Raw genomic sequence first — 14,172 nt, 5'->3', positions numbered from 1 at the left:
TGTAGCAGTTGCACAAAAATCAATTTTAGGAAAATTTATGTAGGGGGGGGTTATCCCCCCCCGTAAGCCCTGATGTTCGAACAAGATTCGGGCGGGGATAATGATCTGCACCCCAAAAGTTGGACTAAACAACCAACTAATTAAGGTGCAGATTTTTATGAGTAAATACAGCCAATCTTTCAAACAAAAAGTCATCGAATTTTATCTTCAAAATAATAGAATTCGGTCATTAACTCGTCAGCATTTTCATCTTCCTAAAACAACATTAGACCGTTGGATTAACAAATATAACCACAATGGTATCAATGGGTTAGTAGCGTTGGGTAAGCCCCAAAAATATTCCTTTGAGTTTAAATTAGGCGTGGTACAAGCGGTCAAAAGCGGACAATTTTCTGCTGAGTATGCCTGCCTTTATTTTGGTATCGCTCATTCAAATTCTATCAGTCGATGGTTGCAAGCCTTTGATAAACAGGGTATAAATGGTTTATTACCCAAAATAAAAGGTCGCTCAAGTATGAAACCCAAATATCCTAAAATGCCGCCACCACCGAAAACTGAAGAAGAACGTTTACGTTATCGGATTTTAGAGTTGGAAGCGGAGAATGCTATCCTAAAAAAGTTACAGGAACTCAACCAAGCAAAAATGCGGAAAAAGCAAGTATCGTAAAAGAACTGCGCCACCAATTTCCGTTTGAGATTTTATTGCAATTGGTTGATTTAAAACGGAGTACGTTCTTTTATCATCTTGCTGAAAAAGATGATAAAAATGCCGCGATTAAGCAAGAAATTATCAAAATTTATCACAAAAATGACGGTAATTACGGTTATCGTCGTATTACGCTGGAATTAAGAAAAATATGGCTGATTAACCATAAAAAAGCCCAACGCTTACTGCAACAACTTGGGTTGAAAGGGAAAAACAAACGCAAAAAATATCATTCTTATCGTGGCGAAGTCGGCAAAATTGCAGATAATTTGCTAAAACAGAATTTTCACACCACGGCCTCAAATCAAAAATGGGTCACTGATGTAAGTGAATTTAAATGTGCAGAAGGTAAACTTTATCTCTCGCCGATTAAGGACTTCTTTAACGGTGAAATTATTGCTTATGATGTGGCAAGAAATCCAAGTTTCGAGCAGATAAGCCGAATGATGAAACAAGCTGTAGCAAGGCTTGACGGTGCAACGCCGATACTCCATTCTGACCAAGGTTGGCAGTATCAAATGGCAAGTTATCAGTCGATATTGAAGCAAAACGGCATCGTACAAAGTATGTCGAGAAAGGGAAATTGTTTGGATAACAGTGCAATGGAAAGTTTCTTTGGGCGTTTAAAAACGGAATGTTACTTTGGTAAACGGTTTGAGACCTTTGAGCAACTGGAACAAGCTATTCATGAATATATTCATTATTACAATCATGAGCGTATTCAAGTAAGATTAAAAGGACTAAGCCCTGTGGAATACAGAACTCAGTCCTTGAACTAAATCAGTCTAACTTTTTGGGGTCAGATTATAAACCCCGCCCCTACGAAAACATTTAATGTTTGTGCAAGTGCTACATAATACCGGAAACCGCAGAGGCAATTCGAGAGCTAACGGCAGGTGAGGCAGAATACCACGAAGTCAATTCTGTAGAAGAAATGATGGCGTTAATGCTAAAAATGGCAACGGAGTGGTAATGTACTTCAGCTTGCAAGACTAAATACACATTCAGAAGTTTTTGGGTAAAAATAATAAATAACCATCTACTTTATTATTATAAAACATGGACTTACGTCCACTCTATCAAAACTCATATCGTTATTTTGGTGGGCAGGGATGCCCACCCTACGGCACTTTTTAAAAATTAGCTTTTGTGCAAATACTACATGAAACGGATTAAATCTCCGTTTTCTCTTTATACTCACAAAGATCTTCAATAATACAGGAACCACAGCGAGGCTTTCTTGCTATGCAAGTATAACGCCCGTGTAAAATCAGCCAGTGGTGTACATCAACTTTAAATTCATCCGGAACAACTTTCAGTAACTTTTCTTCAACTTTAACCACGTCTTTACCTGGTGCAAAGCCCGTTCGATTTGAAACACGAAAGATGTGAGTATCCACGGCAATAGTAGGGTGTCCGAAAGCGGTATTTAATACCACGTTGGCGGTTTTTCTTCCTACGCCGGCTAAGGCTTCTAAGGCTTCACGATTTTCAGGCACTTGCCCCTGATGTTTTTCAATTAAATCACGGCAGGTTTTGATAATATTTTCCGCCTTGCTGTTAAATAGCCCAATGGTTTTAATGTATTCTTTAAGCCCCTCAACGCCCAAATCTAAAATAGCTTGTGGCGTATTAGCTACGGCAAAGAGTTTTTCTGTTGCTTTATTCACACCTTTATCTGTCGCTTGTGCCGATAAAATCACGGCAATCAGCAATTCAAAAGGATTTGTGTAGTTTAATTCCGTTGTGGGATGCGGATTTTCATTTCTTAGTCGAGTTAAAATCTCAATACGTTTTTGTTTATTCATTTAATTAAAAAAGCCTTGTTCATATAACATTTTGGTGACCATGCTAAATGACATAATCACTAACATAGGACGAATGAGCGCTTTACCTTTGGTTACAACCATTCTTGCCCCTAAATTTCCACCAATAAATTGCCCAACCATCATAATCAAGCCTACTTTCCATAATACCGCGCCGCCTAAAATGAAAAAGAGAAGAGAGGCAAAGTTAGACGCGAAGTTAAGCACCTTAGCATGCGCCACACTTTTTGAAAGATTAAATCCAAGTAACAGAAGGCAAGCTAAGGTAAAAAATGACCCCGTTGCTGGACCAAACAAACCATCATAAAAACCGATCGGCATCGCAGCAATAAAAGCGAACGTAAGCAAGCTTACTCGTTGTTTTCTTTCGCCATCGCCCACGTTAGGGCTAAATAAAAAATAGATCCCAATCAGTAAAATGAGGAACGGGAGAGCAGATTTAAGCGCGTTAACATCGATCATCTGCACTAAAATGGTGCCGAGTGTTGCCCCAATAAAGGTTAAAAATAAAATCAATTTGATTTGATGAAGATCGACCGCTTTTTGCTTTATAAAATATAAAGAAGCAGAAAATGAACCGCCACAAGATTGCAATTTATTCGTCCCTAATGCCATGGCAGGCGGTATTCCCACCGAAAGCAGCGCCGGAATGGTTAATAATCCGCCACCTCCGGCAATTGCATCAATAAAACCGGCGAAGGTTGCAACGGCAAATAAAATCATCAATGTATCAAAAGCGAGTTCCATAACCTTTCCTTAATATGATTAAGCTAATAAATAATCATCTCATCAATGTGAATGGCGACTGTTCCAAACTCATATCCCAGTAGCGATTCAATTTCTGTTGATTTTTTCCCTTTGATACGTAATAACGCCTCGCTACCGTAGCGGACTAATCCAAGAGCAAGTGGTTTACCTTCTTGATTGAATACTTTAACCAATTCGCCGCGCGCAAATTCGCCTTTTACTTCGACAATCCCAACAGGTAATAAGGATTTATGCTGTTGTAATGCCGTTTCTGCGCCCTGATCTACGGTAATAGAACCCACTTGTGGTGCAGCAAAGAGCCACTGTTTTCTGCCTTCCAAGCGGTCAGATTGCACTAAAAATTTACTACCAATCGCTTTACCATTGGCTAAATCGACTAACACATTTTCACGAGAACCAGAGGCAATAATGGTTTCAACACCTGAGCGAGTCGCAATATCAGCAGCAGTAATTTTCGTGTTCATACCGCCAGTGCCTAGCCCTGTAGAACTTCCACCTGCGATTTGACGGATTTCAGGTGTGATTTTTTCAACCACCGAGAGTAATTGCGCATTCGGATCTTTACGAGGGTCGGCAGTAAAAAGCCCTTCTTGATCGGTTAATAAATAAAGTTGATCCGCTTGAGCAAGAATAGCGACTAGCGCCGAAAGGTTATCGTTATCGCCGACTTTAAATTCTTCAGTCGCAACCGTATCATTTTCGTTGATTACCGGGATAATTTGCTGTTCAAGTAGTGCATTAAGCGTATCGCGAGCATTTAAAAAACGCTCACGATCATCGATATCCGCACGGGTTAAGAGAATTTGCCCGATATGAATTCCATAAATATCAAATAAATTTTCCCAAGTACGAATCAGTTGGCTTTGACCGACCGCCGCAAGCATCTGTTTATAAGCTAATGTTTTAGGTAATTCCGGATGCCCCAAATAATCACGCCCAGCCGCTGCCGCCCCAGAGGTCACGACAATAACACGATGATGTTTATGTAATTCAGCGATCTGTTTAACCAATTCCAACATATAAGGACGGCTTAGACTTTTTGAACCATGAGTAAGTGTGCTCGTCCCGAATTTAATCACGATTGTTTTTTTCATATATCCCTCAACAAATGCTATTAGGCGGATTTTAGCCCATTTCAAAATTAGGTAAAAATTATCACTAATCGATGTTAAAATCACGCTTAATTTTTCATAAAACATCATCAACGAGATAAAACATGACGATTAGCTTAATTGTTGCACGCACACAAAATCATATTATTGGCAAAGAAAATGCCATGCCATGGCACTTACCAAAAGATTTGGCATGGTTTCGCCAAAATACCGTAGGAAAACCGGTTATCATGGGGCGCAAAACCTATGAGTCTATTGGTCGATTACTGCCAAAACGCCCAAATATTATTCTCTCTCGCACAGGTTTTTCTGTTGATGGAGCATATTCAGCTCAAACATTAGAACAAGCGGTTGAATTAGCGAAAAGTTTTGCAAATACCGATGAAATTATGATTATTGGTGGCGGAGAATTATTTAAGCAGGCTTTACCGATAGCAAATAAATTATATCTGACAGAAATTCAAGCAGACATCGACGGCGACACACTATTTGAATTTGACGAAGAAAATTGGCAATTAACCCAAGAAATTTGGTCAGAAAAAGATGCCGAAAATGCATACGACTGCCGATTTATGGTATTTGAGCGTTAAAAAATACCGAATAGTTATACTATTCGGCTCATTTTTACAAATTCCCCAAAATATCTAACGCTTCGGAGAGCTTTTTAACCCCCATTACTTCCATACCTTTAATGGCTTTTTTCGGCATGTTACCAAAAGGTACGATGGCACGTTTAAAACCATGTTTTGCGGCTTCAGAAATACGTTCTTGACCACTCGGAACAGGACGTATTTCGCCGGCTAAGCCGACTTCGCCGAAGATGACTAAATCTTGTGGTAGTGGGCGATTTCTAAAGCTAGAAATTAAGGCAAGAATTAGGGCTAAATCAGCGCTGGTTTCTGTTACTTTTACACCACCCACAACATTCACAAATACATCTTGATCCGACATTTGTAGTCCACCATGGCGATGGAGTACGGCAAGTAATAGAGATAAGCGATTATGATCTAAACCTACAGTGACACGGCGTGGATTCGCCAACATTGAGTGATCGACAAGAGCTTGGATTTCAACAAGCAGTGGGCGTGTTCCTTCCCACAATACAACCACAGAGCTACCTGATACTAATTCTTCGCTACGGCTAAGGAAAATTGCAGAAGGGTTTTTAACTTCGCGTAAACCTTGTTCCGTCATCGCAAAAACACCGAGTTCATTTACCGCACCAAAACGGTTTTTTTGGCTGCGTAATGTTCGGTAGCGAGAGTCAGATTCGCCTTCTAAAAGTAAAGAAGCATCTATGGCATGTTCTAAAACCTTCGGCCCTGCCAATGTGCCGTCTTTTGTTACGTGACCAACCATAATAATAGCGACTTGGCGTGTTTTGGCATAACGGGTAAGAAATGAAGCACATTCACGCACCTGAGAAACAGACCCTGGCGAAGATTGAATATCGGCAAGATGCATCACTTGAATGGAGTCGATAACCATAATTTTCGGCTTTTCCTGATCGGCGATATTACAAATATGCTCCACAGATGTTTCTGAAAGCATTTTAAGATGTTCAGTGGGTAAGCCTAATCGATTTGCTCGCATTGCTACTTGTTGTAGCGATTCTTCCCCCGTGACATAGAGTGTCGGGATCTCCTTTGATAGGCCACACATTACTTGAAGGAGTAGGGTACTTTTTCCCGCTCCTGGGTGTCCACCAATTAAAATGGCAGAACCCGGCACAACCCCACCACCGAGAACACGATCTAATTCATAAAATCCACTGCTGAAACGAGGTACTTCTTGAAGGCTAATTTCTGAGAGCGCCTGTACCTTGCCCGATGTTTCACCGGCATAGCCACTAAAGCGGTCATTTTTCTTTGTTTCTTTGGCAGAAATGAGACGAACTTCGCTAATGGTATTCCAAGAGAAACACTCTTTACATTGCCCAAGCCATTTTGAATATTCCGCACCACAATCATTACAAACATAGGCTGTTTTAGGAGCTTTAGCCATTTTTAACCTCAAAATAAATCACTGTAAAAACAAACAGATAATAGCAAAGTTTACGGCTTAAAGTAAATGCTATGCAACTATTTTTGCGATCGTGCTCGAAAATTTTAAGATTGCCGCTCGCAAAAAAGAGTGAGTTCGGCAAACTATGAGGGCGCAAATCTTGCGCTTAACAAAAGGAACTTTACATGAAATCTCAATTTTTATTTAAAACCGCAAAGGCATTTACGTTAATTGAATTGATGATCGTGATTGCGATTATTGCCATTCTTGCCACGATTGCGATCCCTTCATATACCACCTATACCCAGAAAGCGGCACTATCTGAATTACTCAGAGCATCTTCCTCTTATAAATCAGATGTGGAGGTGTGTATCTACAATACCGGTGCTGTGACGAATTGTTCGGGGGGATCAAATGGTATTCAAGCCAATAAAACCTCAAGTGATGAAACCAAATATTTGAAATCTGTTTCGGTTACGAATGGGGTAATTAGTGTGGCAGGAAAAGGAAATGTTGATGGCTTTGGTTATAGCATGACCCCAACATTTGCAAATAATACGATTAGTTGGAAAACCGCATGTACGGGTTCAGATACCAGCTTATTCCCTGCAAATTTCTGTTCGACTAACTAAAAAACAACCCATTCTTTTTACCTCGTAGAAAGAATGGGGAGGATAACGTATGACTTATTCAGTATGTGATCTTAATACTCAAGAAGTATTTGATATTTCAGAAAAACAGTGGCAGAAAAATTGCCATGAAAAGCAGATATTGCTTCGTTATTTAGCGGTGCCAATAAAAGAAGATAAAGAAAAACTTTGGTTAGCCATTGATGATTTAAATAATTTAACCGCTTGCGAAATTTTCTCATTTTTGGTGCATAAAGCCATTGAGCCCGTATTAATTTCTAGGGAAGAGTTAAAGTATTTACTTAATGAATTATCGCCTGAACAACAAGTAGTTTATGAAGAATCAGAATTTCAATTAGCCCAAAAAGATCAAGAGGAAATAATAAATCCAAATGATCCAATTATTCAAACACTGGACCAGCTTTTTAAATTTTGTTTACAACAAAACGCATCTGATATTCATATTGAACCTCAAAAAGCACATTTAATGATTCGATTAAGAATTGATGGCGTTTTACATATTTATAAAACATTGCCGCTTAATTTATCAAATCGGATAGTTTCACGGATTAAGCTTTTAGCTAAATTAGATATTAGCGAAACAAGATTTCCACAAGATGGGCAATTTCATTTTAAAACGTTATTAGGGGATGTTTTAGATTTTCGTGTATCAAGCCTGCCGACCAATTATGGCGAAAAATTAGTACTACGTTTACAAAAAAATAAACCAACACAAGCTGATTTTTTATCTCTAGGATTTAATCAACATCAAAAAGAAAAATTAATTTTTGCCTTAGAACAACCTCAAGGTTTAATTTTAGTCACAGGACCAACGGGGAGTGGTAAAAGTATTACGTTATATAGTGCACTCAGTTATTTAAATAACAATCAGAGACATATTATTACCGCTGAAGATCCGATTGAAATTGAAATCGAGGGAATTATTCAAACACAAGTAAATCGAGGTATTCAATTGGATTTTAGTCAATTATTACGAACTTTTTTACGCCAAGATCCGGATATCATTATGTTTGGTGAAATTCGAGATGAAGAAAGTGCGCAAATGGCATTAAGAGCTGCGCAAACCGGGCATTTGGTACTTTCGACACTACATACTAATGACGCATTCTCTGCCGTGGAACGTTTATTACAATTAGGGATAAAAGAATATGAATTGAATAATTCCTTGCTCTTAGTTATTGCGCAAAGATTAGTGCGAACGCTTTGCCCGAGCTGTTTAGGAAAAGGATGTGAACATTGTTATCAGGGCTATAAAGGACGTACAGGCGTTTACCAATTGTTATCTAAAAATGGCAATTTTTTTGAAAAAACGACCGCTTGTTTAGACTTTAAAACACTTGCTGAAAGTGCAAAAGAAAAAGTCATGGCAAAAATAACAGATGAAACGGAAGTGAAAAGAGTATTAGGCTATGTTTAAGGTATATGAATATCAATGGTCGGCAATAAATCGATTTGAGCAAAAACAAAAAGGGAAGCGATTAGCAAAAAATCAAGAAGAGTTAGAAAATTTGCTGTTAAAAAAGGGTTATCATCATATCAAAATAAGTCGGAATTTTGCTTTAGCAAAATCGCCACAATCAGAAGAAATAACTCAAGTCCTTTCTCAATTAGCAATGCTGGTAAAAGCTAAAATTCCTTTAAAATCGGCATTGGCGATGATTTTAGAAAATTGTACACAAATAAAAATTTATTTATGGCTAGAAGCCTTAATCAAATGGATTGAATTAGGCTATGCATTTTCAACGGCATTAGAAAAATCTGAAAAATATATCCCACAACAAGAAATCCAACTGATTAAAATGGGAGAGATAAGTGGTAAGTTAGAAACTATTTTACAAAATATAGCTAAAGCCAGAAAAGAGAAAGAAACAACCTTAAAAAAGGTAAAAAAGATCTTATTTTACCCCATTGTTGTTTTAACGATCTCTTTTTCACTTTCAATTGGTTTATTGTTATTTATCGTTCCGCAATTTGCAGAATTATATGGCGCAAAAGAGAAAAGCCTTCCGATGATTACGGAAATCTTATTTAGTCTATCGGCATTTTTACAAGAATATATTAGCGAATTTATTTTCTTTTTTATTGTTATCATGTTGCTTTTCAGATTTATAGCTAAAAAAACAGCTTGGTTTTTACATGTTAAAAATCGTTTATTGAAAGCCACACCTGTTTTTAATCAGATTTTTAATTATGCGAGAATTGTCTTTTTTCATCAAAATTTAGCCCTAATGTTGAATGCGAATATCAGGCTGGATGCAATATTACGCTCTTTTTTATCTGAAACACCTGATGATCCACAATTACAGCAAGAAATTACAACAGCCCTTCAACTATTAAAGCAAGGTTATTCACTATCGGAAAGTTTAAATCCAAATTTGTTTAATGAGCAGGTCATTCAAATGCTGTTTATTGGCGAAAAAAGTGGCAATTTAGCACAAATGAGCGAGCATATTCATGAAATTTATCAGCAAAAATTGGATTATCAAATTGACATTATTTCTCAATTATTAGAGCCGATGTTAATGTTGATTATGGGGATTATTGTAGGGACGATTATTGTGGGCTTATACCTTCCTATTTTTGATATGGGATCGTTAGTAGAATAATGCGTAGAGTAAATGGAATATGGCTATTTATATGTTAAAAATCATCATAGCGATTTGTTTCGCATGGTGGGGAAGAAAAGAAATTCCTGCATTTGCTTTGAGAATCAATCACCAAATTTATGCAGAATATCATTCTCTTATTGAGATGGAAGAAAATTATGAGTTATTTCAGCAAAAATCTTATTTACAGCCGAAAGAAATGCATTTTTCTTATCTGTTTTTTCTATTATTTCCAAGCATTATAATACTTTATGATGATGTGATTATTGGCGGAATCTTAATTTTATTATGTTTTTTAGCCTGTTTAGATATTGCTTATTATTTAACAGATATTAGAGTGGTCGCACTGATCTTTTTATTGTCCTTATCTCAAGGCGAAATTAATACCTTATATGTTCTTATTGGGTTATTTATCATCATTCAAATTATTTCACTCGTGATTTTAAAAAAAGAGGGGATTGGTATGGGCGATTATTTACTTTTTTTAGCCTTGGCACCGCTATTTCAAATAGAACAAATGCTGTATTTAATTCTTATCGCCTCTTTACTCGGGATTATTTATTATCTTGTTTATTGGGGAATCACAAAACAAAAGCTGGCTAAATTGCCTTTTATCCCTTTTATAACCGCTTCGACTTTTATGGTATTTATTGATAAAATTTAAGCCTAACGTGTAAAAGGAAAATCATATGACATATGTTGTGGGCTTAACCGGTGGAATTGGCAGTGGTAAAACAACCATTGCCAATTTATTTTCAGAATTAGGCGTTCCGATTATTGATGCGGATATTGTCTCTCGCCAAGTTGTAGAGAAAGGCTCGCCGTTATTAGCCCAAATAGCCGAGCATTTTGGGCATGGTATTTTAACTGAACAAGGTGAGCTAGATCGGGCAAAATTACGCCAAATTATCTTTGCGCATGAAGCCGAAAAACAATGGTTAAATCATTTACTTCATCCAGCTATTAGAGAAGAAATGCTACGCCAATTACAGGCATGTCAAGCACCTTATGTGCTTTTTGTTGTACCGTTGCTGATTGAGAACCAATTAACGGCATTATGTGATCGTATTTTAGTGATTGATGTTGCCCCTGAAATTCAACTAGAACGAGCGGCAAAACGAGATCAAAATCATCTCGAAACCATTAAAAACATTATGAAATCGCAAGTGAGCCGAGACGTGCGGTTAAGCTATGCCGATGATATTATTGAAAATAATCTTCCTTTTGAGAGGGGCTTAGTGCAGCTTCAACAACAAGTAAAACACTTACATACACTTTATCTTCAATTCGCAGAGGAAAAACAATGTCAGAAACAATCGTAAATTGCCCTATTTGTAGCAAACCAGTGCTATGGAATCCATCAAGCAAATACCGCCCATTTTGTAGCGAACGCTGCCAACTTATTGACTTAGGCGAATGGGCGAGTGAAGAAAAGCGTATCGCAAGTGTTGAAGATGATATTTTTTCAGAAGATCTAGAAAAATACTGATTATTAACGATAACCTAAGGGCTTACAAGCGGTAAAATTCTTTCTATTTTTTACAAATGTATGCCCTAAGATTGCTATAATCGCCTTAGTTTGACTAAGGAGATTATTATGCCTAAACGTCCATCTGATTTAGATTCTACCTTCTTTCTACTCGAAATTTTACGCCGCATACCTAGACAACCAAGACGAATTACCACGTCAGAAATGTATTCTGCTATTACAGATGCTGGATTTACAAAAGATAAACGCAGTGTTCAACGTGCCTTAAAAAAATTAAGCGATTATTTTACCGGTTTAGAGTGCGATGATCGTGATAACGAATACGCTTATTATTGGCTCGAACATGCTGAAGGGCTTTCGGTGTCTATGTTGAATGAACAACAAGCGTTAATTTTAAAATTAGCGGAACAGCAACTTAAATATCTCTTGCCGGTAAATATTATGTCGTCCATGGAACCCTTTTTTAAACAGGCAGAAAAAATTGTCGGAATAGGAACGAGCAATCCTGAACATCAGTGGCTCGGGAAAATTTGTAGCGTACCGACCAGCCAGCCACTTATCCCAGCCAAAGTGAAAGAAGATGTATTTACCGCCGTCAGTACCGCACTTTTCCAAAATAAGTTACTGCATATTGAATACCAAAACCAAACCGGTAAAAAGCATAAAGCACAAATTATGCCGTTGGCGATTGCACAACAAGGGGCAAGCACCTATTTAGTCGCTCGTTATGATGGGTTTGATGATAACCGCTTACTTGTTTTACATCGTATCAAAAAAGCGAAACTCTCAACCTTTAGCTTTGAACGCCCAAAAGATTTCAACTTAAAACAGTATCAAGATGAAGGGCATTTAGGTTTTGGCAGTGGCGGAAAAGTGAAACTAACATTTTCTATTACTCGCTGGGCTGGCTTCCATTTAACTGAAACGCCACTTTCAAAAGATCAAATTACACTTGAAGAAAGCGAAGAACATTACCGATTCCAAGCGACCGTTGCCGATACTGATATGTTGGAATGGTGGATAAGACATTTTGGAGAAGATATTTGGGATATTGATAAAGAGAGTATTTAGTGCGACATATCTTGTCGTGTTAACCATTATATTTAATAGCTCCAATCAACAAGGAGATCTATATGTCTAAAAAAATGCAATTTATCGGCATTGGCTTGCAAGGTAATGAATTCGTAAAAAAATCACGAAAATTCACCGCTTGTTACATCATTTCATTATATTGAGTCACTTACAGAAGCTATGACAGTGGATACTGAATCATTTACACTTCTGTTTGTGGAAAATAATGAGAGAGATTTACAACTGTGTTATCAGTTTGCAAAATCATTCCAGTTTAATTGCTTATCTGTAGTCGTACTACCAGCAAGAGGGGAAAGTCTGCATAGTAATTGTCATAAGTGGCTACTTGATTTAGAAAAGCGGATAGATCTCCTTATTGCATTAAATAAGCCATTACAAGTAGAGTGTATGTTACTTAAAGAAACGGATTTATTTGATGCTATTACAGTAATAATAGATTTGATTTCAGCGAATAATTTAATTAGTGTTGATGTGGAAGATATTAAAACAGTTTCTTATGGTGCAAAAGAAATAGGCTTTTACTCTTTTGAAATAGAGCGAAAAGGAGAGACGATTAGTGCTGATGATGTAATTACTCATTTATTATCAAAAAGCCACAAGAAAATAAAAGAAATAAATGGTGCAGTTATCTCAATTACATCAGATGAAAATCTTCTTTTGGATGAATATCATATGCTTATGGAATCTATATCGTCCCTTATTTCTGAGGATTGTACAATCATAGCTTCTACAAACATAAAACACGAATTAGGCAATATCATCGAACTTTCTATAGTTGCAGCATATTAAATCATTGTAAGCGGTCAGATTTTGAGAAAATTTTGTAATTTATTAAAATAATTATAGATTTTCTTATAGATAAAAGCCCCATTCTATTTTATTAAAAATGGGGCTAAATTGATTAAGGACGAACCCCTAAAGTATGGCAAATCGCATAAGTTAATTCTGAGCGATTTAGCGTATAGAAATGGAAATCTTTTACGCCTTCTTTTGAAAGGATTTTAACCATATCCATGGCGATACTCGCTGCGACTAAATTTCGTGTCGTTGGATCATTATCTAAACCTTCATACATTTTATGCATCCAACTTGGAATTTTGACGTTTGTGAGTTGCGCCATTTTTTGTAATTGTTTGAAATTGGTAACAGGTAAAATACCCGGAACAATTTCAACATCAATCCCCACATTGACACAGCGGTCACGGAAGCGTAAGTAGCTGTCAATATCAAAGAAGAACTGGCTAATCGCACGGTTTGCACCAGCGTCAATTTTTCGTTTGAGGTTGAGTAAATCTGCTTGTGCTGATTTAGCTTCAGGGTGAACTTCAGGGTATGCTGCCACAGAAATATCAAAATCAGCCACTTCTTTTAGTAATGCGACAAGATCTGAGGCATAAAAAGGCTTTTTAGTATAACCTGGTGGTTCATCGCCACGTAATGCAACAATGTTGCGAATCCCATTATCCCAATAATCTTTGGCAATAACTTTAAGTTCATCAGGTGTTGCATCAATACCAGTAAGATGAGGTGCTGCAATTAAACCTGTTTCTTGTTGAATACTTTTCACAATGCCGTGTGTTCTATCTCTCTCTCCAGAGTTTGCACCATAAGTCACTGAAACGAATTTTGGTTTAAGTGGAGCTAAACGATAAATAGAATCCCAAAGTAAGGTCTCCATTTTTTCATTTTTAGGTGGGAAAAATTCAAAAGAAACGTTGATCTTGCCATTTAAGTCGGCAATATTTTGATTTAATTGATCGATATTGGCTGCAAAACTCATGTGAGAAACCCTTTTTCCTTATATTGTTTTTAATGTAATTAAGCTGTACTTTAAGAGTTTGGCTAATGTAAGTCAATTACATAATTCTCAAAATGAAGATGAAATAAATTCATGTAAGAAATAAAATTTGACATACATC

Annotated in this window: 16 protein-coding genes; 11 read left to right on the top strand and 5 right to left on the bottom strand. The window is 37.1% G+C overall.

What is annotated here, in order from left to right; translation table 11 throughout:
- Positions 1–157: 157 nt before the first annotated feature.
- Both DDU33_RS09290 and DDU33_RS11020 read left to right on the top strand, forming a co-directional pair.
- Positions 158–1,485, top strand: a protein-coding gene (locus DDU33_RS09290; RefSeq protein ID WP_108924842.1) for an IS3 family transposase whose coding sequence is annotated in 2 segments (ribosomal slippage) — positions 158–626 and positions 626–1,485 — 1,329 coding nt in all. Because the reading frame shifts where the segments join, the coding sequence is not laid out codon by codon here.
- Between the two features lie 59 nt (positions 1,486–1,544).
- Positions 1,545–1,679, top strand: coding sequence for a hypothetical protein (locus tag DDU33_RS11020; protein WP_275936216.1), 135 nt, complete (start codon positions 1,545–1,547; stop codon positions 1,677–1,679).
- A gap of 199 nt (positions 1,680–1,878) precedes the next feature.
- Here the strand turns inward: DDU33_RS11020 and nth are convergent, their stop codons facing one another.
- Genes nth through proB form a run of 3 tightly spaced genes read right to left on the bottom strand, consistent with a single transcriptional unit; the run spans position 1,879 to position 4,394 of the window.
- A complete protein-coding gene (gene nth, locus DDU33_RS09285) occupies positions 1,879–2,514 on the bottom strand; it encodes an endonuclease III (protein WP_005818971.1) in 636 nt (211 codons plus the stop codon).
- Complete coding sequence (locus DDU33_RS09280; RefSeq protein ID WP_108924841.1) at positions 2,515–3,279, bottom strand: TSUP family transporter; 765 nt, start codon at positions 3,277–3,279, stop codon at positions 2,515–2,517.
- 23 nt (positions 3,280–3,302) lie between these two features.
- A complete protein-coding gene (gene proB / locus DDU33_RS09275; RefSeq protein ID WP_108924840.1) occupies positions 3,303–4,394 on the bottom strand; it encodes a glutamate 5-kinase in 1,092 nt (363 codons plus the stop codon).
- A gap of 122 nt (positions 4,395–4,516) precedes the next feature.
- Between proB and DDU33_RS09270 the strand changes: the two genes are divergently transcribed.
- A complete protein-coding gene (locus tag DDU33_RS09270) occupies positions 4,517–5,002 on the top strand; it encodes a dihydrofolate reductase (protein WP_108924839.1) in 486 nt (161 codons plus the stop codon).
- A 34-nt stretch (positions 5,003–5,036) separates the two neighbouring features.
- On the opposite strand, the gene radA is transcribed toward DDU33_RS09270, so the two are convergent.
- Positions 5,037–6,416 (bottom strand): DNA repair protein RadA, encoded by a 1,380-nt coding sequence (radA, locus tag DDU33_RS09265; RefSeq protein WP_108924838.1) that lies wholly within the window; start codon positions 6,414–6,416, stop codon positions 5,037–5,039.
- Positions 6,417–6,601: 185 nt separating this feature from the next.
- On the opposite strand from radA, the gene DDU33_RS09260 reads away from it, so the two are divergent.
- The 8 genes from DDU33_RS09260 to DDU33_RS09225 all read left to right on the top strand — a co-directional run bounded on the left by DDU33_RS09260 (position 6,602) and on the right by DDU33_RS09225 (position 13,042).
- Entirely contained in the window at positions 6,602–7,048 is a 447-nt protein-coding gene (locus DDU33_RS09260) for a prepilin-type N-terminal cleavage/methylation domain-containing protein (RefSeq protein WP_005823732.1), read from the top strand.
- 49 nt (positions 7,049–7,097) lie between these two features.
- Positions 7,098–8,483: a GspE/PulE family protein gene (locus DDU33_RS09255; RefSeq protein WP_108924837.1), complete on the top strand. Its 1,386-nt coding sequence runs from the start codon at positions 7,098–7,100 to the stop codon at positions 8,481–8,483.
- On the top strand, positions 8,476–9,672 hold the full coding sequence (locus DDU33_RS09250) for a type II secretion system F family protein (RefSeq protein WP_108924836.1): 1,197 nt from the start codon (positions 8,476–8,478) through the stop codon (positions 9,670–9,672). Before DDU33_RS09255 ends, DDU33_RS09250 begins: the two co-directional genes overlap by 8 nt.
- Before the next feature lie 31 nt (positions 9,673–9,703).
- Entirely contained in the window at positions 9,704–10,336 is a 633-nt protein-coding gene (locus DDU33_RS09245) for a prepilin peptidase (RefSeq protein ID WP_244175317.1), read from the top strand.
- A 25-nt stretch (positions 10,337–10,361) separates the two neighbouring features.
- Positions 10,362–10,994 carry a dephospho-CoA kinase gene (gene coaE, locus DDU33_RS09240; protein WP_108924834.1) on the top strand — a complete coding sequence of 211 codons (633 nt, stop codon included), beginning with the start codon at positions 10,362–10,364 and terminating at the stop codon, positions 10,992–10,994.
- The gene (gene yacG / locus DDU33_RS09235; RefSeq protein WP_108924833.1) at positions 10,976–11,161 is read left to right on the top strand and encodes a DNA gyrase inhibitor YacG; all 186 of its coding nucleotides are present in this window, start codon (positions 10,976–10,978) and stop codon (positions 11,159–11,161) included. Before coaE ends, yacG begins: the two co-directional genes overlap by 19 nt.
- A gap of 108 nt (positions 11,162–11,269) precedes the next feature.
- Entirely contained in the window at positions 11,270–12,232 is a 963-nt protein-coding gene (locus tag DDU33_RS09230; protein ID WP_108924832.1) for a helix-turn-helix transcriptional regulator, read from the top strand.
- 180 nt (positions 12,233–12,412) lie between these two features.
- Positions 12,413–13,042 carry an FtsZ/tubulin family protein gene (locus tag DDU33_RS09225; protein WP_108924831.1) on the top strand — a complete coding sequence of 210 codons (630 nt, stop codon included), beginning with the start codon at positions 12,413–12,415 and terminating at the stop codon, positions 13,040–13,042.
- Positions 13,043–13,154: 112 nt separating this feature from the next.
- Here DDU33_RS09225 and metF read toward each other — a convergent pair whose 3' ends face one another.
- Positions 13,155–14,033, bottom strand: a complete 879-nt coding sequence (metF, locus tag DDU33_RS09220) for a methylenetetrahydrofolate reductase (protein WP_005820943.1) — start codon at positions 14,031–14,033, stop codon at positions 13,155–13,157.
- Positions 14,034–14,172: the final 139 nt, after the last annotated feature.

Source organism: Actinobacillus porcitonsillarum, assembly GCF_003101015.1.
Lineage (GTDB): Bacteria > Pseudomonadota > Gammaproteobacteria > Enterobacterales > Pasteurellaceae > Haemophilus_A > Haemophilus_A porcitonsillarum.
Note: the sequence above shows the minus strand (reverse complement) of the source record. Positions and strands in the feature narration are given on the sequence as shown.